Genomic DNA, 21,961 nt, shown 5'->3' on the forward strand with positions numbered 1-21,961 from the left:
TCAGTACGCGAACGACAGGACGTCGTCTTCGTCGTTCGTGATCCGCGGGGTGTGGTTGGTCTTCGCAACCTCTGGCATCGCCGAGGCGACCCCTCCCCTGATGTAGACGATGAGCAGCCGCAGTTCGACGACCATGAGAATGCCGTAGACGAGGCTGAGGCTGATCAAGGAGAACAGCAGCATCGCCGGCGTGAGCTCGGGCGACAGCGCTGCCTGGGTGAACATGTACACAGCGTCTTGTCGTGCGGGATTCGGCGCGACCACGAACGGCTGACGTCCCATCTCCGTGAAGATCCAGCCGGCGGAGTTCGCGATGAAGGGAGCTGTGATGGACAGGAGCGCCCCGCGCATCAGCCAGGCCGAGGCGGGGACGGTGCCCTTGCGCGTCAGCCACAGCGCCAGAGCGCTGACTCCAGCTGCGATCATGCCGAAGCCGATCATGAGTCGAAAGCCCCAGTAGGTGACGATCATGATGGGCTGGTAGTCGATCTTCTCACCGGAGTGCTGGCCGTAGAGTTCATTCTCGGGCAGATGGGTGCCGTACTTCTCCTGATAGTCAGGAAGCAGAGTCGTCACACCGTGGACCGGGGTGTTGAAGTCTCCGTTGGCGAGGAAGGACAACAGACCGGGGATCTCGAACACGTTCTCAACGCCATCACAGTCGTTCGAAGAGGGGTCTCCGATCGTGAGCACCGAGAATTCTGTTCCATCGTGGCAGGCGGCCTCGGCCGAGGCCATCTTCATGGGCTGCTGATCGAACATGAGCTTCGACTGGATGTCGCCGGTGATCGCCACACCGGCGAAGGCGATGATGCCGACGACCGCGCCGATCCGCAGAGAACGGATCCAGACCTGGTGGTCGATGGCATCCCGTCCGGGCACATCGGGCGCGGAGCCGACGACGACCTTTCCGTCGGGCCCGATGGTGTCAATGCCGTCCTTGCGCCGGCGGTACAGGTGATACCAGGAGATTCCGAGCAGGAAGCTGCCACCGACAGCCACTGCCCCGCACAGCGCGTGCGTATAGGCGGCGATCGCCGTGTTGTTCGTCAGCACCGCCCAGACATCGGTCATCACCGGTCTGCCGTCGACCATCTCGACGCCGACCGGATGCTGCATCCACGAGTTCGCGACGATGATGAAGTAGGCGGAGATCCATGACCCGATGACCGCGCACCAGAGGCTGCCCAAATGGACAGCACGAGGGAGTCTGCCCCAGCCGAAGATCCAGAGTCCGAGGAACGTCGACTCCAGGAAGAACGCGAGCAGCGCCTCCAGCGCCAGCGGCGCACCGAAGACGTCCCCGACGAAACGGGAATACTCACTCCACGCCATACCGAACTGGAACTCTTGGACCAAGCCGGTCGCCACTCCCATGATGAAGTTGATGAGGAAGAGCTTCCCGAAGAACTTGGTGCTGCGCAGGTACATCTCATTGCCCGTGCGGTGGTACATGGTCTGCAGAATCGCGACCAGCATGCCAAGGCCGAGAGTGAGTGGGACCATCCAGAAGTGATAGACGGTGGTGATGCCGAATTGCCAGCGCCCGATGAGAACCGGATCCAGGTCCATGGGTACTCCGTTCGTGGAAGACCAAATTTCTACAACACGTAGAATTCTACAACGCGTAGAAGATATCAAGGCAATATTCTGCCATCCAAGATCTGCCGTCCCAGAACGCGCGCCATTGCCCGTTTGCGCTCACCCTACTCCGCCGAGGTGTGCACACGACCCCGATTCGACCGATGAGCGCACCAGCAGCGGCGACGAAGCGAATTACGGTCGATCTCACATGGAATTCGACAGCTTGTAGAGTTAGACTGAACTGGCAACACGAACCATCACCTCGAAGGACAAGGACACCGTGGGAACACTGGGCGAACTCGAACGCAGCGTCATGGACGCCATCTGGGTACATGATGATGGGTTGAGCGCGGCCGAACTCCGCGACGTGCTGGCAGCACGCGATCTGGCGCTGACCACCGTCCACACAGTCCTCACCCGGCTGGAGAAGAAGGGGTTCGTCACTCGCGACCGCAGCATCCGTCCGCATCGATACCTCGCGGTTTCGACGCGGGAAGACCATGTTGCAGAACTGATGACCGAAGTCCTGTCACAGGCCCCGGATCGCCAGGCCGTTCTTGCCCGATTCCTCGGCACCGTCTCGGAGGCTGACACGAAGGCTCTGCGTAACATGCTGGGACGCAATCACTCGACCAACTCCTGACGCAGGTCGTTCCCGAGCATGAGCGTCGTGGGATCCGTCCTCGCGGTACTTGCATTCCTCTTAGCGTGGCCGGTTCCAGCCGCGCTCTCCCGTTTTCGGGGAGACCCCATCTCGCAGGTCATTCTGTGGCAGGCCGTCGGTCTCTCCGGTGGTCTCTCACTTATCGGCACAGCCCTGGCTTTTGCCGTTGCTCCGGCCTCGAACAGTCTGCCTGAGGGACTCTGGCAGCTCGCCAGAGGACAGTCGCACGCTCACCTCACCGTCTTCGCTTGGATCTTCCTCATCATCGCAGTGGCACTCATCGCCCGACTGCTGGGGTGTCTTGCCCTGACGTTCTACTCCGCGCGCAGAACTCGCATTCGCCATGATGAGATTCTTCATCTCCTCAGCGAACCATCCGCGACCTACCCTGATACGCGCATCATCACGACCGACGAAGCCGTGGCCTACTGCCTGCCCCAGGGGCCGCGCAAAGGAACTGCGGTGCTCTCAACCGGACTGCTCGAAGTCCTCGGCGAGGACGAGCGCACAGCCGTCATCGCACATGAGAGAGCCCATCTGGACTTCCGCCACGACGTGCTGGTGATTCCCTTCGCCGCGTGGCACCGTGCCCTGCCGTTCTTCTCGGCTACAGCGATCGGCCTCAACTCAGTCAATGGTCTGATTGAGCTCATGGCCGATGACCAGGCTCGCGAGCACGTCGACCCGGCGATTCTGGCGAAGGCAGTGCGGGAAGCGGCGGGCATCAGCCCAGAGCATCGCAGCGATCTCTCGGCTCAGCGCGTCGACCGTCTGTCCCGGCCTCTGGATCCTGCACGGGTACCGGTGCGTGTGACGTCGACGCTAGTGGCACTGGGTCTTCTGCTGGTCCCGAGCCTGTTGCTCTTCGCCCCCGTCGCTTCCGGATTCTGACCCCTCGCCTCGCCCCGGCTCAGCTGTCGATGCGTTCAGCGTCGAGAACGGCGGCTCCCGAGACGATGAACTCTTTTCGCGGCCCGACAGAGGAACCCATCAGAAGTTCGAAGGTGTTCTCTGCTGCCTCGGCGTCGGCCATGGTCACACGGCGCAGTGTGCGCATGCTCGGATCCATCGTCGTCTCCGCCAACTGGTCGGCGTCCATCTCGCCCAGCCCCTTGTAGCGCTGGATGGGTTCCTTGTATGTCTTCTTCGACTTCTCCAGCTTCTTCAGCAGAGCGTGGAGTTCGGCCTCGCTGTAGGTGTAGACGACGTCGTTGGGCGTGCCGCGTTTCGTGACCACCTCCACACGGTGCAGGGGCGGCACGGCTGCGAACACTCGTCCCTGTTCGACCAGTGGCTTCATATAGCGGAAGAACAGGGTCAGCAGCAGGGTCCGGATGTGAGCGCCGTCGACGTCGGCGTCGGTCATGATGATGACACGTCCGTAGCGGGCCGCATCAATGTCGAAGCTGCGGCCGGATCCGGCCCCGATGACCTGGATCAGTGCAGCACATTCGACGTTGGCCAACATGTCCGACAACGATGCCTTCTGCACGTTGAGGATCTTGCCGCGGATGGGAAACAGTGCCTGGTGGTCGGAGTTGCGAGCGGCTTTCGCAGTTCCCATCGCGGAGTCGCCCTCGACGATGAACAGCTCTGTGTTCTCCACTCCGTTGTCACGGCAGTCGTAGAGTTTGGCTGGCAGGGAGGATGCCTCGAGCGCGGTTTTGCGCCGCTGGTTCTCTTTGTGGGTGCGGGCCGAGATGCGTGATTTGAGCTCCGCGACGACCTTCTCCATGAGGACTGCAGCCTGCTGCTTCTCTGCGCGTTTGGTCGAGGACAGGATGTCACCCAGCTGCTTTTCGACCGTCTTCGCCACGATCTGCCTGACAGCGGCCGTACCAAGGACTTCCTTGGTCTGCCCCTCGAACTGCGGCTCGGCCAGCTGCACCGTGACCACCGCGGTCAGGCCGGCCAGCACGTCGTCCTTCTCGAGCTTGTCCTTGCCCAGCTTGAGCTTGCGGGCGTTGGCTTCGACAGCCTTGCGCATGGCTTTGAGGCTGGCCTGTTCGAAACCTGCCAGGTGGGTTCCGCCGTGCGGAGTGGACACGACGTTGACGAAGGACTTGACCTTCGTGTCGTAGCCGGTCCCCCACCTCAGGGCGATATCGACGCCGACTTCGCGCTCGACCTCTTTCGAGACCAGGTGACCCGAGGAGTCGAGCACTGGGACGGTCTCGCTGAATTTTCCGGTGTCCTGCAGACGCCAGGTGTCCGTCATCGGAGGGTCGATCGACAGATGGTCGACGAATTCGGTGATGCCGCCGTCGAAGCGGAAGACCTCGAGGCGTTCGGCGATGACTTCGCCGGTCTCGTCGCGGGCGACTCCACGGCGGTCTTCGATCCGCAGTTCGAGCCCGGGGACGAGGAATGCCGTCTGGCGTGCACGCTCAACGAGGTGCTGGTAGTCGAATTGGGCCTTGGACAGGAAGATCTGCGGGTCAGCCCAGTACTGGACTCGGGTACCCGTGACTCCCTTCTTCGCCTTGCGGACGACATCGAGTCCGGTCGGTTCCTGGAACTCCTCGAAGGGGTTGTCAGGACCGGGCTGTCCGGAGGAATCGTCGAAGCGCCCCGGCACACCTCGGTGGAAGGACATCTTGTGAACCTTCGATCCACGTGTGACTTCGACATCGAGTCGAGCAGAGAGTGCGTTGACGACGGAGGCGCCGACGCCGTGCAGACCGCCGGACGCGGCATAGGAGCTGCCTCCGAACTTGCCTCCGGCATGGAGCTTGGTGAGAACCACCTCGACGCCGGTCAGTCCCGTCTTGGGTTCGATGTCCACGGGGATGCCTCGGCCGCTGTCCGTGACCGCCACTGAGCCGTCCGGTTCGAGTTCGATGAGGATGGACTTGCCGAAGCCGCCCAAAGCTTCGTCGACGGCATTGTCGATGATCTCCCACAGGCAGTGCATCAGCCCACGGGAATCAGTGGTCCCGATGTACATGCCCGGACGCTTGCGAACCGCTTCGAGACCCGACAACACTGACAGATGCCTGGCGCCGTAACTTTCCTCTTCCACACGTTTCCTCTCGTTCGATTAAATTCTAATCCCTCAACGGGCTCTGTCTCTGCCATTGCGCGCCGTGTCTCGCGTCGATTCCGCCGAAACCACCTGTTGACGGCATCTTTCCTGGAACAATGGCACTATGTCTCCTCGTCGCAGTGCCCTGGTCCCCCTCGTGTGCGCGGTTCTCACTTTGCCGGGCCTCACCGGGTGCAATGCGAGCCCTCCCCCGCAGCCCGCTGCGTCCACACCCGCCGAGCCCGAGGCAATGTCGAGTTCGACGAGCTCCGCCGCGCAGGATACCTCGACAACGAACCCTGCTGTCGACCTCAGCGGCCGCACAATCGCCATCGACCCTGGCCACAACGGAGGCAACGCCTCCCACCCGAGCAAGATCTCCCGTCCGGTTCCGGATGGACGAGGCGGGACCAAAGCCTGCAACACCACCGGAACCGCCACGGATACCGATTATCCCGAGACCGATTTCAACTGGGGCGTTGCACAGAAACTGGAGCGGGAACTCGAAGACGCGGGGGCCGAAGTGGTCATGAGTCGCGACGACAACAAGGGCGTGGGACCCTGCGTCGATGAGCGCGGCACGTTCGCCGATGACGCCGACCTCATGGTCAGCATCCACGCCAACGGAAGCGAATCGGCGACGACCAAGGGCTTTCACGTCATCGTCGCGAAACCGGGCAGCTCCGACGCCGTCGAAGACGACTCGAACCGCCTCGCCGATGCCATGAGCAAGGCAATGGCTGATCCGTTCACCCCCAACAGCGCATACGGGAAGAACGCCATCAGTCGGCGACCCGACCTGGCAGGACTCAATAACGCCTCGGTTCCTGCTGTCATCGTCGAATGCGGTGAGATGCGCAATCCCGACGAAGCCAAGACCATGGAATCGAAGTCCGGTCAGCAGAAGTATGCCGAGGCTCTGATGCAGGGCATCGTCGACTGGTACTGAACGGGCAACGACCGAACCTGAACGACACCGGCTGGGCAGGTCCTGCAACAGACAGATCGCCTGCGGTCGCGAGTATTCGCGTCCGCAGGCGATCGTGGTCACCGGGCTCATGCCGTCAGGCCGCAGCCACGGCAGGAGACAGCTGTCTCAGTCGAGGTAGTCCCGCAGAACCTGGGAACGCGAGGGGTGCCGCAGCTTCGCCATGGTCTTCGACTCTATCTGGCGGATACGCTCACGCGTGACTCCGTAGACCTTGCCGATCTCATCCAGTGTCTTCGGCTGGCCGTCGTTGAGGCCGAAGCGCATCGACACGACACCGGCTTCGCGTTCGGACAAGGTGTCGAGAACCGAGTGCAGCTGTTCCTGCAGCAGGGTGAAGCTGACCGAGTCTGACGGCACGACCGCTTCGGAGTCCTCGATGAGGTCACCGAACTCCGAGTCGCCGTCTTCGCCCAGTGGTGTGTGCAGAGAGATGGGCTCGCGGCCGTACTTCTGAACCTCGACGACGCGCTCTGGCGTCATGTCGAGTTCCTTGGCGAGCTCTTCCGGGCTCGGTTCGCGTCCGAGGTCCTGCAGCATCTGACGCTGGACACGAGCAAGCTTGTTGATGACCTCGACCATATGCACGGGAATGCGAATGGTGCGAGCCTGATCGGCCATGGCACGGGTGATGGCCTGACGGATCCACCACGTGGCGTAGGTCGAGAACTTGAACCCCTTCGTGTAGTCGAACTTCTCGACTGCACGGATGAGGCCCAGGTTGCCCTCCTGAATCAGGTCGAGGAAGAGCATTCCACGACCGGTGTAGCGCTTGGCCAATGAGACGACGAGACGCAGGTTGGCCTCGAGGAGGTGGTTCTTCGCAATGCGACCATCGTGGATGATCCACTTGTAGTCCATGGACTCACGCGGTTCGGTGATGCCACCGGCATCGAGCAGGTGCTCGGCGTACATTCCGGCTTCGATGCGCTTGGCCAGATCGACCTCTTCAGCCGCGTTGAGCAGTGCGACCTTGCCGATCTGCTTGAGGTAGTCCTTGACCGGGTCCGCGGTGGCTCCCGCAGAGACGACCTGCTGTGCAGGTGCATCTTCTTCGTCGGCGTCGGAGACGATGAAGCCGCCAGCTTCTGTGACAGCGGCGTTCTTCTCCTTCTCTTCGGAGTTCTTCGTCTCGGTCGCCTCAGCTGGGCTCTGCTCAGTGCCGAGAGTATCGGTTGCCGGCTCGACGGCCTCGCCCGTCTCGAGCACGTCGTCGGATTTCTTCTTCGCCCCTGCGGCCTTGGTGGGCTTCGTCACCGTCTTCTTAGCGGCGGCGGTCTTCGCCACCTTAGCTGCTGTCGATTTCGTCGCAGCGGCCTTGGCGGTCGTCGTCTTTCGGGCCGCGGTGGTCTGCTTGGTCCCGGTTTCCGCTGCGGTCGCTGAAGCCGATGTCTTCGTCGTCTTCTTGGCTCCCTTCGACGCCGCAGTGGTCTTGGATCCAGCGGTGGAGGTCTTGGCGGCCGTTCCCTCCGACTTTTCCGTCACCGTCGTGGATTCCTTGTCGACTCTCGGCACGTGTTCACCTTTCGCGAGCGTTGAAACTTCTCGAATGCACCAGGACATTACTAAGACCCATGTCAAGAGGTCCAGGTATCGGGCCTGTGAGGAACACATAGTTCGCCCATGATGCTATGACAGGGTCAACACCCAATTTTCGCACGATATTCCCGGCTTTGCGAATTGAGCCCCCGACGGTGGTTCGGGCCCCTGTGCCAAGCTCTTCGCCAAGAGTCGCCACCGCATCGTCGGGCTCATCCGGGGCCTCGGCGTGCTGACATCAGCCACCGTGGAAGGTACCCCTGTTCCACTGCGTTCAGGATCAGGGTGGCCATCGCATGGTCAGCGTCGAGTTCGAGCCCTGCCTGGGCGTAGTGCTCTGCCATGGTCGAGCCTCCCAACGACCATTCGAACCATGCGATCACAGCATAGGCGGTGGCTCGAACGTCGGGATGCCCCAGGGGTATGTAGGCCTTGAGGAACTCAATGCCCAACTGAACATCACGGGGACGAGGTGCATGTGGGGACAGCCCCACCATGTCCTGTGCGGCCTGCGGGGACCTCGCGTATCTCTGCGCGCGAAGGTGCAGCTGTCCGGGGCCGCACTTCTCGATGTCGGCCGGCACGAAGTTCGGATGATCGAAGCTGAGGATCATTTCGAGTGCGTCCCGGGACCATTTTTCGCTGAGGATCGCGTCGATGGCCATGGTCGTCTGGAGAGTCATCAGGTCTGCGAGGGCAGTCGGGTCGGTGCTGTCCTCGACCTCGCTCAGACGAGCGAGGCGAGGGTAGAGGAGGGACAGGACGTCGAAGCCCTCGGCGATGCTCAGCCAGATGTCGCGGCGGCCGTTGCGACTGGCAGTGAATTCTGCTGCAGATACGGGCCTGACCACGAGTTCCTGTGGGGACGCCGCAGGCGAGGAACCCGCCGCGACGAGTTCCGTTGCACAGGCCGAGGCCGAGGCAGCTTCGAGCAGCGTGCTCAGCTGCGCATCGTCGTCGATGCGGCCGAACCGCTCCTCACTGACCCACCATGCGCTCAGAGTATCGATGCCTCGGTCCCCCAGCGACAGCGCGATCTCATCGATCGCCGCCCGGATGAGGTCTCGGTGGACGCGTGGGTACTCGTCGCTGTGCCCCCTGACTCCTGCCAGAGCCGCCTCTGGCAATCCGCTCTGGTATTCCGAGTCGTAGAGGACGAGGAACACCCCCGTCGCCGTGCACGCTCCAGCGATGAGATCGCTGTACCACTGCCCGCCTTCGGCCACGAGATGGGCCGCAGTCTCCAGGTCGAAGTCGACGCGAAGCGTCGTCGCACATGTCTGGGCGCCGTGTTCGTCGGTGCCCACGATGACGGCCACGAGGCTCTCCCGTGGAATGTAGCCGAGAGTGTGGGGCACGATTCCGATGATGTCTTCTGCTGTCTTCGCTGTGGTCTCCATGGCAACACTTCAGCTCCTGCCCTGCCGGATTGGCCAGAGTGAGCTGAGCGCATGTGGAAACCTTTGAAGTGTCCACAGCCCAGACGCACATGAGTGTGGGCCGATATCCCCACGCGAAGTCGCACAGAATTGCCACCGCGGCTCAACTGGCATACAAGTGAGGGGTGGCGAAACGACGGATATACACAGCACCCGGCTCACAAGTCGTCGAAATCTCGACCGGCACCGCGCGCCTGGAGAAGGTCGACGGGCAGGTCGACAGCTATGTCCTCCATGTCAATGGGGTGCCCTCCTCGTCGATCTCTCTGAGCGAGCCGACTCGGCTGGACTTCGAGTATCTGGATTGGATGTCACGGATCATCGATATCCAGTTCGCGGCCGGCCCGCTGCGAGCAGTCCACATCGGGGCAGCCGGATGTGCACTTGCCCGAGCCATCCATGCCCAGCGGCCCGGTTCGAAGCAGACGGCGATCGACATCGACCCCCTGCTCCTCGACTACTCACGCACCTGGTTCGATCTGCCGCGCGCACCGGGTCTGGCTCTGCGTGCCGGAGACGGCGCGGTCGAAGCCGAGAAGTTCCGTCCCGACACCCTTGACGTGCTCATCCGTGACGCCTTCGACCATGACTCGGTGCCACCTGCGCTGCAGGCCTCGGAGTTCTTCACCACCTGTGCGCGCATCCTCAAGGACTCGGGTGTCTATATCGCCAACGTCCCCGATGCTGGCGATCACCGCGTCCTCAGAGCAGAACTGGAGCTGCTGGATTCTGCGTTCGACCATGTCGCTGCCGCCGCCGAGCCCGGAATCCTCAAAGGACGCAGACGTGGGAACGTCGTTGTCATCGCCTCCAATTCCCCGCTGCAGGTGCACGAACTCGATAGGAGTCTGCGCACTGCGGCGACAATGGCGACCTTCCTGACGGGGCAGGGGCTGAAGTCGAGACTGGGGCTGTGACGGAACACACCTGGCATGAATCATTGCTTCCAACTACTCCCGGTGAGAAAAGTTCGGCATAATGGAATGCCGATTGGGAAGGTGAGATGACCGAGACTTCAGAAATACGCGTCGAGCAGGTCAAGCTTGACGAGCTCTATGCACGACTCGACGAATTACGAGATGAGGCAACTGCCCGGCTGGGTACGGTGAGGATCTCCGAAGTCGGCGGCAATCATCAGCACCGGAGCGAACGGGATGCGTTCGCCACCCTGTATGAGGACCAGCTGATCCGGCTCAACAGCGCCGAAGACGGGCTGTGCTTCGGTCGTCTCGATTTCAGATCAGACGCCGAGCCCAGCTACATCGGACGGATCGGGCTCACCGACGCCAACCGTCAGCAGATCCTCATCGACTGGCGCGCACCGGCTTCGGAGCGCTTCTACCAGTCGACTGCTGCCAACCCGGCGGGAGTCGTCCGGCGCCGCCACCTGGTGACGAAGAACCGCACGGTCACAGACCTCGAAGACGATGTGCTCGACATCGATGCTCTCGACGATGCAGACCGATCGAATCTGCAGGGCGAGGGTGCGCTGATTGCGGCACTGACCAATCACCGGACCGGTCGAATGGGCGATATCGTCGCGACCATTCAGGCCGAGCAGGATGCCATCATCCGCCAACCGCTCCAGGGTGTGCTCGTGGTTCAGGGTGGGCCGGGAACCGGAAAGACGGCGGTGGCACTCCACCGCGCGGCCTTCCTCCTCTATCGGCACCGGGAGCGGATCGCCAAGTCGGGCGTGCTGCTCGTCGGCCCCTCCACTGTGTTCCTCAAGTACATCGAGAAGGTCCTGCCCAGCCTCGGCGAGACCGGTGCGCTTCTGCTGACACCGGGCCAGCTCTACCCAGGTCTCGAGACCGAGCTGACCGATGACACGGATGTGGCAGTGATCAAGGGCCGCTCCGAGATGGCTGCGGTGCTGAAGAACCACATCGCGAACTACGAGCGGATACCCGAGCAGGACGAAGAGCTGCGCGTCGGCTCGCACACCATCTGGCTGCGCCGCCGCGACGTGCGCGGAGCTCGCGATCGAGCCCGTCGCAGCGGGGATGCTCACAATGCCGCCCGCAACGGCTTCGTCTCAGGTCTGCTCAAGACACTCGCAGAAGATCTGGCCAGGGAGATGGGCCTCGACGGTGCAGGTGAGAGACTGCCGGAGCTGATGGACGAGCTGCGCTCGAGCGTGGATGTGCGCCGAGCTCTCAACCTCGCCTGGTTCCCGATCAGTCCTGCTGCGGCACTGCGTGCCCTGCTGTCCAAACCGCACAAGCTGCAGGCCGCTGCCAGGAACCTGCTCTCCCCCGACGATCAGCAGACGCTGATTCGCCCGTCCAACGCCGAGCTCACCGTTGAAGACGTTCCTCTCCTCGACGAACTCGCGGAACTGCTCGGCAGCAGTCCGCAGCAGACTGCTGCCCGCGACGAGTCCGCTCGTGAGTACGCCGAGGCGGTCCTCGACATGACGGACACCTCTGCCCTCATCGATGCCGAGACGCTGGCCGCCAGGTGGGAAGAAGAAGGGCCGACTGTCACCCTGGCAGAGCGGGCGCTCGACGATCGCGAATGGACCTACGGCCACCTCGTCGTCGATGAGGCTCAGGAGCTTTCGCCCATGCAGTGGCGCGTGCTCTTCCGACGAGTTCCGTCGAAGTCCGCGACTGTCGTGGGCGACCTGGCACAGTCCTCGCACGTGGACAACACCCGGACGTGGAATTCCATCCTGTCCGAGTTCGTCGGCGACCGTTACGCACTGCAGGTGCTGACCGTGTCCTACCGGACGCCTCAGTCGGTGATGGACCTGGCCAACCGCTACCTGCACCGTCATTTCCCGCAGCTCGAACTCGTCGAATCCGTCCGACAGGGCGGCCCCGACCCGCAGATGCGGTCGTTCGCTTCGGCGCAGGACGCGGTCAATGCCCTCGTGCCCACCATCACGGAAGAGGTCGAATCCGTGGAAGGCGGGAAGATCGCCGTGATCGCGCCTGTCGATCTCATCGATTCCGCCGCCGAGGTGCTCGCCGGCTTCGACATCGGCCGTTCGGTCACCAGCCTCGACCATCAGATCGCAGTCATCACGGCGCAGCAGGCGAAGGGACTCGAATTCGATTCGGTCGTCATCGTCGAACCGGGGCTGATCGCCCCTGACGGTCACGAGGACGGGGTCGGCGCGCTCTATGTATCGCTGACTCGAACCACGGACCGGCTGCGGATCCTGGCTGCGGCAGCGACCGAACTGAGCGACCTCATGGCCGACTGAGTCAGCGCGGCATCTCTCGCGTCGACCGGCACCGGCTGGACGCAGACTGAGGGCGCATCGGAGTCATCTCCGATGCGCCCTCAGTTTCTCTCTGCGCAGATATTCGGCCTGCGACCAGGCTGTTTCCATCCTCATGGAGAAAGTAAAGGGCCGCTTAACGGTTCGGCTTCCCCTCCGAACCGCAAGCGGCCGCGCGCCAGAAGCGCGCACTGTCAATGTTACACAAGAATCGGTGCGCTGGGCTACTCCGCTCACAGATTTATGGGGTGGTTTTCTCAGTCCTGGAAATCTTCGGGCGTCGCCTGCCTGGCATCGCCCGATTTCAGAGCCGCATCCGCGCGCAGGGAGTCGATCGCCGTCTCAAAGTCTTCCAGGGAGTCGAAGCCCTGGTAGACGCTGGCGAACCGCAGGTACGCGACCTGGTCGAGCTCACGCAGCGGCTCGAGGATGCTCAGTCCCACCTCGTCGGCGTCGATCTCAGCAATCCCCTTGGAACGGATGTCCTCTTCGACCTTCTGTGCCAGCTTCGCCAGATCGTCATCGTTGACCGGTCGCCCCTGACAGGCTTTGCGCACACCAGACATGATCTTCTGACGGGAGAACTCCTCTGTCACTCCGGAGCGCTTGATCACCGACAGACTGGTCGCTTCCATGGTTGTGAAGCGGCGCCCGCAATGACGGCACTGACGCCTGCGACGGATCGCGGCGCCATCTTCACTGGTCCGCGAATCGACGACTCGAGAATCTGATTCACGACAGAACGGACAACGCATATCTACTCCTCGAACCTGATGCTGACGGCTCGACCGTGAGCGGGGAGCTGCTCGCTGTCCGCCAGCACCTCGATGTGGTCGGCAACCTCGGCCAGAGCCGAACGGTCATAGTCGATGACCTGGCTGACCTTGATGAATGAGTGCACGCCCAGCCCGGATCCGTGTGCTGCCGTTCCCATCGTGGGCAGGACGTGATTCGATCCTGCGCAGTAGTCTCCCAGCGACACCGGTGCCCAGTCCCCCACGAACACCGCTCCCCCGTTGGTGATCCGCGCGGCAACAGAATGAGCGTCGGCGGTGTGGACCTCGACGTGCTCTCCGGCGTATCCGTTGACGACGTCGATTCCTGCGTCCAGATCATCGACGAGGACGATGGCGGACTGCTTTCCTGCCAGGGCGATGCCGATCCGCTCCTTGTGGGTCGCGGCAGGCACCTGGGCGGAGAGTTGGGCCTGCACGCGTTCAACCAGTTCGGTCGAATCGGTGACGAGGACGGAGGCAGCCAGTTCGTCGTGTTCGGCCTGGCTGATGAGGTCGGCGGCGACGAACGCCGGATCGGCGCTCGCATCGGCGAGGATGATGATCTCGGTGGGACCGGCGACCGCGTCGATGCCCACGTGGGTTCGCATGAGTGATTTCGCGGCGGCGACGTAGGCGTTGCCCGGGCCGGTGATGAGATCGACGGGTTCCAGCTGCTCCTCATCGTCAAGCCCGTAGGCAAGTGCTCCGATGGCCTGGGCACCGCCCATGGCCCAGACCTCATCGATGCCGAGGATGTGAGCTGTGGCGAGCACTGTGGGGTGAGGCAGTCCGTTGCTCTGGGGTGGGCTGGCGATGGCCAGTGAGGCGGACCCTGCTGCCTGAGCCGGCACGACGTTCATCACGACGGTGGATGGATAGACGGCCAGACCGCCGGGCACATAGAGGCCGACCCGTTCGATCGGCAGGTGCCGTGTGGTGACGTGGGCCCCGGAGACCAGTTCTGTGCGGACATCGGTGGGGCGCTGGTCGTCAGCGACCTTCCTGGCGCGAGAGATCGATTCGACCAGGGCAGCTTTGACGGAAGTGTCCAGTTCGTCTTCGGCGCGCTTCAGCTCGGAGGCGGGCACACGCAGAGTCTCGAGTTCGACGGAGTCGAATCTCGCGGTGAATTCCTTCACGGCACGAGTACCGCCCGTCTGCACCTGGCTCAGCAGTTCGGCCACTCTTCGTTCGATATCGGCATGTGTATCGGCGGCACGGGGCAGCCTCTGCTTGAGGAATCTCTTGCTCAGTCTCTCACCGCGGAAGTCCAGAATGTTCACTCGCACCATTCTAGTCCCCGTCCCTTCGCCGATTGCCCCTGCCTCCGCTCCAGGCGGTCACGCATTGCCTCAGGCGGTCAGGCAACGAGATCCCAACAGTGCCTTGAGGTCACCGTAGAGGCTGGGGTTCGGGTCGACGCGGATGGCGCGGTCGAGCCGCATCACGGTCTGTCTGCCCGGCTGTGAGAGGACCAGGTGCACATCGGTCTGTCCCTTGTGCGATTCGAGGACCCGGAGCAGATTGGATGCCATCTCCTCCGTGGCCTTCTCCATCGGCAGCATCAGGTTGAGCGGCCGGTCCTTCGGATCGGTGACATCAGGGATCGTCATCGACATCGCCATCATCGAGGTCGGTCGATCATCGGAGAGTCGGATGCGTCCGGTCAGGCTGATGACGAGGTCGGTGGCCAGCAGGCTCGCCACGGGTTCGTAGGTGTCGCCGAAGAACATCACCTCGACCTCTGCCTCGAGGTCCTCCACGGTCACGATCGCATACGGTTTGCCCGAGTTCTTCGAGACCTTGCGCGCAACCTGGGTGATCATGCCGCAGATCTTCACCTGGGAACCGTCGTGGCGGTGGGTCTCCGGATCCACCACATCGGCGATGGAGGCCTCCGATTCGGCGGCGAGGACCCCCTCAAGACCGTTGAGGGGGTGGTCGGAGACATAGAGGCCGATCATGTCGCGTTCGAAGGCCAGCTTCTCCTTCTTCTCCCATTCGGGGCGATCGGGTATCGCCACGGAGAAGCTCGGTTCGTCATCGTCCCCGCCGAGGCCGGCGAACAGGTCGAACTGTCCGTTGGCCTCCTGACGTTTGACGCCGATGACCGAATCCACTGCCTCTTCGTGGACTTCGACGAGGGAGCGCCGGGTCTGTCCCAGCGAGTCGAATCCGCCGGCCTTGATGAGTGATTCGATCGTGCGCTTGTTGCACACGTGGCTGGGCACTTTGTCGAGGAAATCGGTGAACGAGGTGAATGCCCCCTTCTCCTCACGTGCCTCGACGATGCCGTCGACGACATTGGCACCGACGTTGCGTACTGCGCCCATGCCGAAGCGGATGTCCTGACCGACTGGGGTGAAGTGCAGGGCCGAATCGTTGACGTCCGGAGGCAGCACGGTGATGCCCAACCGCCGGCACTCGTTGAGGTAGATGGCCAGCTTGTCTTTGTTGTCGCCCACCGAGGTGAGCAGAGCGGCCATGTACTCCGCCGTGTAGTGGGCTTTGAGGAACGCGGTCCAGTAGGACACGAGACCATAGGCGGCAGAGTGGGCCTTGTTGAACGCATAGTCGGAGAAGGGCAGCAGGATGTCCCACAGCGCCTGAGCTGCCGCCTCGGAGTAGCCGCGTTCCTTCATCCCTCCGAAGAAGCCCACCTGCTGTTTGTCCAGCTCGGACTTCTTCTTCTTGCCCATCGCACGACGCAGGATGTCTGCTTGACCCAGCGAGTATCCGGCGACCTTCTGCGCGATCGCCATCACCTGCTCCTGGTAGATGATGAGCCCGTAGGTGGTGCCGAGGATGTCCTCGAGCGGCTCTTCGAGTTCCGGATGGATCGGTGTGACTTCCTGCAGCCCGTTCTTACGCAGCGCGAAGTTCGTGTGGGAGTCGGCACCCATCGGGCCCGGCCGGTAGAGCGCAATCGTTGCGGAGATGTCTTCGAAGTTGTCCGGCTTCATCAGCCGCAGCAGGGCGCGCAGTCCGCCGCCGTCGAGCTGGAACACACCGAGGGTGTCGCCACGGGAGAGAAGATCGTAGGCCCCGCGGTCGTCGAGATCCAGGTGCTCCAGATCGAGATCGTAATCACGGTTCGCCTTGATGTTCTCCACAGCGTCGGAGATGATCGTGAGGTTTCGCAGCCCCAGGAAGTCCATCTTGATCAGTCCGAGCCCCTCAGAGGTGGGATAGTCGAACTGGGTGATGACCTGACCGTCCTGGAACCGGCGCATGATCGGAATGACGTCGATGATCGGATCGGAGGACATGATCACTCCGGCTGCGTGGACGCCCCACTGCCGTTTCAGTCCCTCGATGCCTTTCGCGGTTTCGAAGGTCTCACGCGCATCCGTGTCCGAGTCGACGAATGCTCTGAACTCCCCGGCCTCGTTGTAGCGCTTGGATTCCGTGTTCTCGATATCGGCCAGCGGAATGTCTTTGGCCATCTCGGCCGGTGGCAGCACCTTGGTCAGGCGCTCCCCCATCGAGAACGGCTTGCCGAGGACTCGTGCGGAGTCCTTGAGCGCCATCTTCGTCTTGATCGTGCCGTAGGTGACGATCATCGCGACACGTTCGTCGCCGTATTTTCTGGTCACATAGTCGATGACCTCGCTGCGGCGACGATCATCGAAGTCGACGTCGAAGTCGGGCATGGAGACACGGTCCGGGTTGAGGAAGCGCTCGAAGAACAGTCCGTGCTTGAGCGGATCGAGATCGGTGATGCGCATCGCGTAGGCGACCATGGAGCCGGCCCCCGAGCCACGTCCTGGGCCGACCCGGATGCCGTTGTCCTTCGACCAGTTGATGAAGTCGGCGACGACGAGGAAGTAGCCAGGGAAGCCCATCGAGATGATGACGTCGAGTTCGTAGTCGGCCTGTTTGCGAACATCGTCGGGAATTCCTCCCGGATACCGATATTCGAGGCCCGTCTGGACCTCTTTGACCAGCCACGAGGTTTCGTCCTCTCCGGGCGGGCACGGGAACTTCGGCATGTAGTTCGCAGATGTGTCGAAAGAGACTTCGCACTTCTCGGCGATCTCGAGCGTGTTGTCGCAGGCTTCGGGGAACTCGGAGAACAGTGCCCGCATCTCCGCAGGAGACTTCAGATAGTAGCCGGATCCGGAGAAGGCGAAGCGCGAACCGCCCTGGTCATACGTGGGCTCGATGAGCTTCGACCCCGATTGGATAGCCAGCAGCGCCTCGTGCGCCTTCGCATCGGACTCATGTGTGTAGTGCAGGTCGTTGGTCGCGACCAACGGGATGTCCATCTCCTTCGACAGACGGATCAGGTCCTTGGTCACTCGCTTCTCGATGGAGAGCCCGTGATCCATGAGTTCGACGTAGTAGTTGTCTTTGCCGAACATCTCACGGTATTTGCCGGCCGCGGCCCTCGCCTCTTCGTACTGTCCCAGGCGCAGACGAACCTGGATCTCCCCCGAGGGACAGCCTGTCGTCGCGATCAGCCCGTCAGAATAGGTCTCCAACAAGTCCTGGTCGATGCGCGGCCATTTGCTGAACACGGAATCGAGGGAGGCATAGGACGACGCTTTGAACAGATTGCGCATGCCGGTGTTGTTGCGTGAGAGCAGCGTCATGTGGGTGTAGGCGCCGCCGCCTGAGAGGTCATCGCGTTTCTGCGACTCGTCCGTGCGCCATTTCACCCTCGTCTTGTCACGCCGGTCAGTTCCCGGGGTGACATAGGCTTCGACTCCGATGATGGGTTTGATGTCGGCGGCGGTCGCCTGTGACCAGAAGTCGAAGGCTCCGAACAGGTAACCATGGTCCGTGGTCGCGATGGCCGACATTCCCGAGGCCTTCGTCGCGGCCATCAGGTCCGTGAGTCGGGCTGCTCCGTCCAACATCGAGTATTCGGTGTGAACGTGAAGATGGACGAAATCGTCTTTCGGCACTGGCAGCCTTCCCTCTGATATGACCTGTGTTGCGACCACCAGCTTAGACCATCCGAGACTGACAGATCAGTCCACAGGAGACTCGCCCGACGAGGCCTGCGCCACCACCTCGGCGGCCGAAGCAGAATCGCTCAGCGAGGAGATGATGCGGTGTTCGGTGCACTCATCCGGCTTGCGTTCAGGGTGTGCGGATGCGATCGATCGCATATTGCAGGTCGTCGGGGTATCCGCTCTCGAATTCGACCCATTCGTTCGATTCCGGGTGATGGAATCCGAGTTTGACGGCGTGCAGCCACTGACGTTCCAGGCGCAGATCCTTGGCCAGGCCCGGATCGGCTCCGTAAGGAAGATCACCGACGCAGGGACGCTTGAGGGCGGAGAAATGAACTCGGATCTGGTGGGTGCGTCCGGTTTCGAGATGAACCTCCACCAGGGAGGCCCGACGGTGCGCTTCGAGGACCTCATAGTGGGTGATCGCGTTCTTTCCTCCGCTGTGGACGGCATAGAGGCCGTCATGTCGCGGATTGCGAGCGATGGGTGCGTCGATCGTGCCGAGCACCGGATCCGGCAGTCCCTGGACGACCGCGTGATAGGTCTTCTCCACGGTACGTTCCTTGAACGCGCGTTTGAGCACGCTGTAGGCGTACTCGCTCTTCGCGATGACCATCAGGCCCGAGGTGCCCACGTCGAGACGCTGCACGATCCCCTGCCGCTCAGGCGCACCCGAAGTGGCAATCCTGAAACCGGCGGCAGCGAGCCCGCCGACGACGGTGCGCCCCTTCCATCCCAGCGCCGGGTGTGCCGCGACGCCAACGGGTTTGTCGACGACGACGAAGGAATCCTCGTCATGGACGATCTTCATCCCAGGGACCGGATCTGCCACGACCTCCAACGGCCGTGGAGGCTCGGGCATCATGATGTCCAGGCGTGCACCGGCTTCGACGCGGTCTGATTTTGCCACGATCTGTCCGGACAGCTGCACGCCCCCTTCTGCGCAGATGTCGGCGGCTGCTGTGCGGGAGAGCCCCAGCAGCTTCGACAGCGCCGAGTCCACCCGCTGGCCCTCTAGGCCCTCGGGTACCAGGATCGAGCGTTCAGCCATGTGTGTCCTCTCCGACCGTGCTCGGGTGCTTCGAGTCCGATCCGTCCAGTTCAATGCCTTTGAGGCTTGCCACCACAAGGGTGACTGCCGCTGCGGATATCGCAATGTCGGCGACATTGCAGATGAAAAACGATAGGTCGATGAAATCGACGACGGCTCCGTGGAGGAAACCGGGCTCACGGAACAGACGATCCACAAGGTTGCCGAACAGTCCGCCCAGCAGCAGTCCCAGTCCGATGGCCCACGCCACCGAGCCCAACTTCCTCGACAGCATGATGATGCCTGCGAACACGATGATCGCGATCAGGGGGAAGATCCAGGTCACTCCGGAGCCGAGTCCCAGCGCCGCCCCGGGATTCCGGTAGAAGTTGAAGCCCGCCAGCGTGCCGATGACCGAGATCGGCTCCTGACCTTCAAGTAATGTGACTGCGAGGAACTTGGTGAACTGATCCACCACGAGGACGATCACGGCTATGCCGAACAACGTCCCGAGCATTCTGCGCCGCCGGGGTCTCGTCTCAGTGGCATCGTCGTTCATTTGGCTCATTCTAACTCACTGACTGAGGGCACGAAGGCGGCAGCTCCGAAGCTTCGGTCCAACTCATGAGGGCACGAACAAGGCCCGGGATCTCCAAGGAGTTCCCGGACCTTGCGTGTCTGCTGTGACGAATCAGAGTTTGTGATTCGACGACGAACCGAAGGAGTTCCCGTCCAGGGTCTCCGGTGCCAGACTGGTTGAGTTCTCGAGGTCGCGCAGCTGATCGTTGAGGTAGCTCTTCAGACGCGTCCGGTACTGACGCTCGAAGTTCGACAGCTGGTCGATCGAACGCTCGAGAGTCGACTTCTGAGTTTCCAGATTCGACAGGGTCTCATCACGCTTGGTCTCGGCCTTGCCGACGATGTCCTTGGCTTCGGTCTCTGCACTCCTGATGAGCTCGTCGCGACGGCGTTCGCCCTCTGCCACGTGCTCGTCGTGGACGCGCTGAGCAAGAGCGATGAGTCCGTGAGCGTCGCCATCTCCGCTGCCCAAGCTCGATCCGAGGCCCAACCCGGCGGCAGTGCCTGCCGCAGCAGGTGCAGCGCCGTTGACGGCTGGAGCTGATTGGTTCGCAGGAGGGGTCTGCGAAGCGGGCGATGCTTCCTTGACTGCAGGTGCCGAAGACTGCTCGGTCTTCTCCGGAACAGCAGGTGCTGCAGGAGTCTGGCCCTGCTTCGGCGCATCGGCGTTGTTCGGGGACGAGGGAGCTGGCACCGCAGCAGGCATAGCCTGAGTGGCATCGATGTCCTGAGCAGGTGCAGCAGCAGATGCCCCGCCGGCGTCGAGTTCCTTGACGCGCTGTTCGGCAGTGGAGAGCTTCTGACGAAGTTCGTCGTTCTCCTGGTAGAGACGGCGGATCTCTACGACAACCTCATCGAGGAAATCGTCGACTTCATCCTGGTCGTACCCGTCGCGGAACTTCACATGCTGGAACCGCTTGTTTACTACGTCTTCAGGCGTGAGCGCCATGAGGTCACCTTTGGTCGATCTACATTCATTACGCTGCCGCCATCAAGACGGCTTCAACGTCACATTAGCGTAACACCTGCAGTTTTGTCCTGCAGAAAAGCCGTGTCGCAATTTTCATATGACGAAGTTGTAATAATCGAGCCTAGCAACACTCGGATCTGTTCAGCGAACCGGGGACCATCTCACGATCCTCACAGTGACGTGTGCATCATTCGCGTAACGAAGTCGTAACACCTCGCCGTGCGCTGTCCGAGCGGGTGGTTTTCAGGCGGTGACCCTCGAGAAGTTGAACAGCACTGATGCCAGGATCTGAATTCCGATCAGCAGCACGATGAAGCCCAGATCCAGTGAGATCTGTCCCAACCGCAAGGGTGGAATCACCTTGCGCAGCAGACGCAGCGGCGGATCGGTCAATGTGTACACGATCTCCGCCAGCACAAGGAAGAAGCCGGCGGGCTTCCACTCGCGCGAGAACACCTGAACGAGGTCGAGGACCACTCGTGCCAGGAGAACATAGACGTAAAGACTGAGTGCCGTGCCGAGGATGTAGAAGATGATGGCCACGTGTTTCCTCGTGCCTTTCTTTGATGCTTAGCTGTCGCTCCACAGCCTATACGTCGGAGCTGAGGATGAGATAAGAACGTCGTCAACCCGACGTCGAACTGCTCAACTCTGGTTGAAGAAGCTCGCCTGAGTATCCGGATCCGACTCGTTCTCTCCGCTGACCTCGATGTCCTCAGGGGTGAGAAGAAACACCTTGTTCGTCACGCGCTCGATGGAACCGTGCAGGCCGAAGATCAGTCCGGCTGAGAAGTCAACGAGGCGCTTCGAGTTGTTCTCGTCCATCTCGGACAGGTTCATGATCACCGGTGTTCCCTCACGGAACGCGGCACCGATCACCATAGCGTCGTTATAGCTGCGGGGATGGATGGTCTTGATGCGATTCATGGAGATTCCTGGCGCGGGAGAGTCAACTGGACGTATCGGTGTCGGATGGATCGGCGTCACTTGGGCAGGGGGCCGTTCCTCGTCCTCGACGTAGTCTTCGACGGGCTCTTCGTAGGTGTCGATGACCTCACGGTCCCGACGTTCGATGGGCTCGTCCTCTTCTTCGACGAAACCCAGGTATTCCAGCGTCTTCTTGATTGCTGACATTTTTCCACTCCTCGGCCTTAGGCACTTCCTCGCCTGCCGC

The 21,961-nt window shown here is 62.0% G+C and carries 17 protein-coding genes; 5 read left to right on the plus strand and 12 right to left on the minus strand.

Features of this window, described 5'->3' with window-relative positions:
• Positions 1–1,566, minus strand: a complete 1,566-nt coding sequence (locus JFC13_RS07130; protein ID WP_198396492.1) for a cytochrome ubiquinol oxidase subunit I — start codon at positions 1,564–1,566, stop codon at positions 1–3.
• Between the two features lie 298 nt (positions 1,567–1,864).
• Here JFC13_RS07130 and JFC13_RS07135 point away from each other — a divergent pair, with 298 nt between their 5' ends.
• Positions 1,865–2,227 (plus strand): BlaI/MecI/CopY family transcriptional regulator, encoded by a 363-nt coding sequence (locus tag JFC13_RS07135; RefSeq protein ID WP_198396384.1) that lies wholly within the window; start codon positions 1,865–1,867, stop codon positions 2,225–2,227.
• Between the two features lie 18 nt (positions 2,228–2,245).
• Complete coding sequence (locus JFC13_RS07140; RefSeq protein WP_198396385.1) at positions 2,246–3,139, plus strand: M56 family metallopeptidase; 894 nt, start codon at positions 2,246–2,248, stop codon at positions 3,137–3,139.
• A gap of 19 nt (positions 3,140–3,158) precedes the next feature.
• Here the strand turns inward: JFC13_RS07140 and JFC13_RS07145 are convergent, their stop codons facing one another.
• On the minus strand, positions 3,159–5,270 hold the full coding sequence (locus JFC13_RS07145) for a DNA gyrase/topoisomerase IV subunit B (protein ID WP_198396386.1): 2,112 nt from the start codon (positions 5,268–5,270) through the stop codon (positions 3,159–3,161).
• Between the two features lie 127 nt (positions 5,271–5,397).
• On the opposite strand from JFC13_RS07145, the gene JFC13_RS07150 reads away from it, so the two are divergent.
• Positions 5,398–6,222 (plus strand): N-acetylmuramoyl-L-alanine amidase, encoded by an 825-nt coding sequence (locus tag JFC13_RS07150; RefSeq protein ID WP_198396387.1) that lies wholly within the window; start codon positions 5,398–5,400, stop codon positions 6,220–6,222.
• A gap of 147 nt (positions 6,223–6,369) precedes the next feature.
• Here the strand turns inward: JFC13_RS07150 and JFC13_RS07155 are convergent, their stop codons facing one another.
• Both JFC13_RS07155 and JFC13_RS07160 read right to left on the minus strand, forming a co-directional pair.
• Positions 6,370–7,824 (minus strand): RNA polymerase sigma factor, encoded by a 1,455-nt coding sequence (locus JFC13_RS07155; RefSeq protein ID WP_232488286.1) that lies wholly within the window; start codon positions 7,822–7,824, stop codon positions 6,370–6,372.
• A 188-nt stretch (positions 7,825–8,012) separates the two neighbouring features.
• Complete coding sequence (locus JFC13_RS07160; protein ID WP_198396389.1) at positions 8,013–9,200, minus strand: DUF4192 family protein; 1,188 nt, start codon at positions 9,198–9,200, stop codon at positions 8,013–8,015.
• Positions 9,201–9,364: 164 nt separating this feature from the next.
• Between JFC13_RS07160 and JFC13_RS07165 the strand changes: the two genes are divergently transcribed.
• Together JFC13_RS07165 and JFC13_RS07170 are read left to right on the plus strand one after the other, a co-directional pair.
• Positions 9,365–10,156 (plus strand): spermidine synthase, encoded by a 792-nt coding sequence (locus tag JFC13_RS07165; RefSeq protein ID WP_198396390.1) that lies wholly within the window; start codon positions 9,365–9,367, stop codon positions 10,154–10,156.
• A gap of 86 nt (positions 10,157–10,242) precedes the next feature.
• The gene (locus JFC13_RS07170; RefSeq protein ID WP_198396391.1) at positions 10,243–12,453 is read left to right on the plus strand and encodes a HelD family protein; all 2,211 of its coding nucleotides are present in this window, start codon (positions 10,243–10,245) and stop codon (positions 12,451–12,453) included.
• 275 nt (positions 12,454–12,728) lie between these two features.
• Here JFC13_RS07170 and nrdR read toward each other — a convergent pair whose 3' ends face one another.
• The 8 genes from nrdR to JFC13_RS07210 form a co-directional block, all read right to left on the minus strand.
• Positions 12,729–13,226, minus strand: a complete 498-nt coding sequence (nrdR, locus tag JFC13_RS07175; RefSeq protein WP_198396392.1) for a transcriptional regulator NrdR — start codon at positions 13,224–13,226, stop codon at positions 12,729–12,731.
• A 2-nt stretch (positions 13,227–13,228) separates the two neighbouring features.
• The gene (gene hisD, locus JFC13_RS07180; RefSeq protein ID WP_198396393.1) at positions 13,229–14,539 is read right to left on the minus strand and encodes a histidinol dehydrogenase; all 1,311 of its coding nucleotides are present in this window, start codon (positions 14,537–14,539) and stop codon (positions 13,229–13,231) included.
• 60 nt (positions 14,540–14,599) lie between these two features.
• Complete coding sequence (dnaE, locus tag JFC13_RS07185) at positions 14,600–18,109, minus strand: DNA polymerase III subunit alpha (protein ID WP_232488352.1); 3,510 nt, start codon at positions 18,107–18,109, stop codon at positions 14,600–14,602.
• Between the two features lie 226 nt (positions 18,110–18,335).
• Complete coding sequence (locus tag JFC13_RS07190; protein ID WP_198396395.1) at positions 18,336–19,259, minus strand: RluA family pseudouridine synthase; 924 nt, start codon at positions 19,257–19,259, stop codon at positions 18,336–18,338.
• Positions 19,252–19,797 carry a signal peptidase II gene (locus JFC13_RS07195; RefSeq protein WP_198396396.1) on the minus strand — a complete coding sequence of 182 codons (546 nt, stop codon included), beginning with the start codon at positions 19,795–19,797 and terminating at the stop codon, positions 19,252–19,254. Before JFC13_RS07195 ends, JFC13_RS07190 begins: the two co-directional genes overlap by 8 nt.
• A 132-nt stretch (positions 19,798–19,929) precedes the next feature.
• On the minus strand, positions 19,930–20,766 hold the full coding sequence (locus JFC13_RS07200; RefSeq protein WP_198396397.1) for a DivIVA domain-containing protein: 837 nt from the start codon (positions 20,764–20,766) through the stop codon (positions 19,930–19,932).
• Positions 20,767–21,030: 264 nt separating this feature from the next.
• Entirely contained in the window at positions 21,031–21,330 is a 300-nt protein-coding gene (locus JFC13_RS07205) for a YggT family protein (RefSeq protein WP_143923775.1), read from the minus strand.
• 102 nt (positions 21,331–21,432) lie between these two features.
• Positions 21,433–21,921, minus strand: coding sequence for a cell division protein SepF (locus JFC13_RS07210; RefSeq protein WP_198396398.1), 489 nt, complete (start codon positions 21,919–21,921; stop codon positions 21,433–21,435).
• Between the last annotated feature and the right edge of the window lie 40 nt (positions 21,922–21,961).

Origin of the sequence: Brevibacterium antiquum (genome assembly GCF_016107655.1) — a bacterium.
Classification (GTDB): domain Bacteria; phylum Actinomycetota; class Actinomycetes; order Actinomycetales; family Brevibacteriaceae; genus Brevibacterium; species Brevibacterium antiquum.

Bases quoted from the DNA above. Each gene is read 5' to 3' on its own strand.
- JFC13_RS07140 (WP_198396385.1), top strand. From the start codon at position 2,246: ATGAGCGTCGTGGGATCCGTCCTCGCGGTACTTGCATTCCTCTTAGCG.
- JFC13_RS07150 (WP_198396387.1), top strand. From the start codon at position 5,398: ATGTCTCCTCGTCGCAGTGCCCTGGTCCCCCTCGTGTGCGCGGTTCTC.
- JFC13_RS07155 (WP_232488286.1), bottom strand. From the start codon at position 7,824: ATGTCCTGGTGCATTCGAGAAGTTTCAACGCTCGCGAAAGGTGAACAC.
- JFC13_RS07160 (WP_198396389.1), bottom strand. From the start codon at position 9,200: ATGGAGACCACAGCGAAGACAGCAGAAGACATCATCGGAATCGTGCCC.
- JFC13_RS07170 (WP_198396391.1), top strand. From the start codon at position 10,243: ATGACCGAGACTTCAGAAATACGCGTCGAGCAGGTCAAGCTTGACGAG.
- nrdR (WP_198396392.1), bottom strand. From the start codon at position 13,226: ATGCGTTGTCCGTTCTGTCGTGAATCAGATTCTCGAGTCGTCGATTCG.
- hisD (WP_198396393.1), bottom strand. From the start codon at position 14,539: ATGGTGCGAGTGAACATTCTGGACTTCCGCGGTGAGAGACTGAGCAAG.
- dnaE (WP_232488352.1), bottom strand. From the start codon at position 18,109: ATGTTGGACGGAGCAGCCCGACTCACGGACCTGATGGCCGCGACGAAG.
- JFC13_RS07190 (WP_198396395.1), bottom strand. From the start codon at position 19,259: ATGGCTGAACGCTCGATCCTGGTACCCGAGGGCCTAGAGGGCCAGCGG.
- JFC13_RS07195 (WP_198396396.1), bottom strand. From the start codon at position 19,797: ATGAACGACGATGCCACTGAGACGAGACCCCGGCGGCGCAGAATGCTC.
- JFC13_RS07200 (WP_198396397.1), bottom strand. From the start codon at position 20,766: ATGGCGCTCACGCCTGAAGACGTAGTAAACAAGCGGTTCCAGCATGTG.
- JFC13_RS07210 (WP_198396398.1), bottom strand. From the start codon at position 21,921: ATGTCAGCAATCAAGAAGACGCTGGAATACCTGGGTTTCGTCGAAGAA.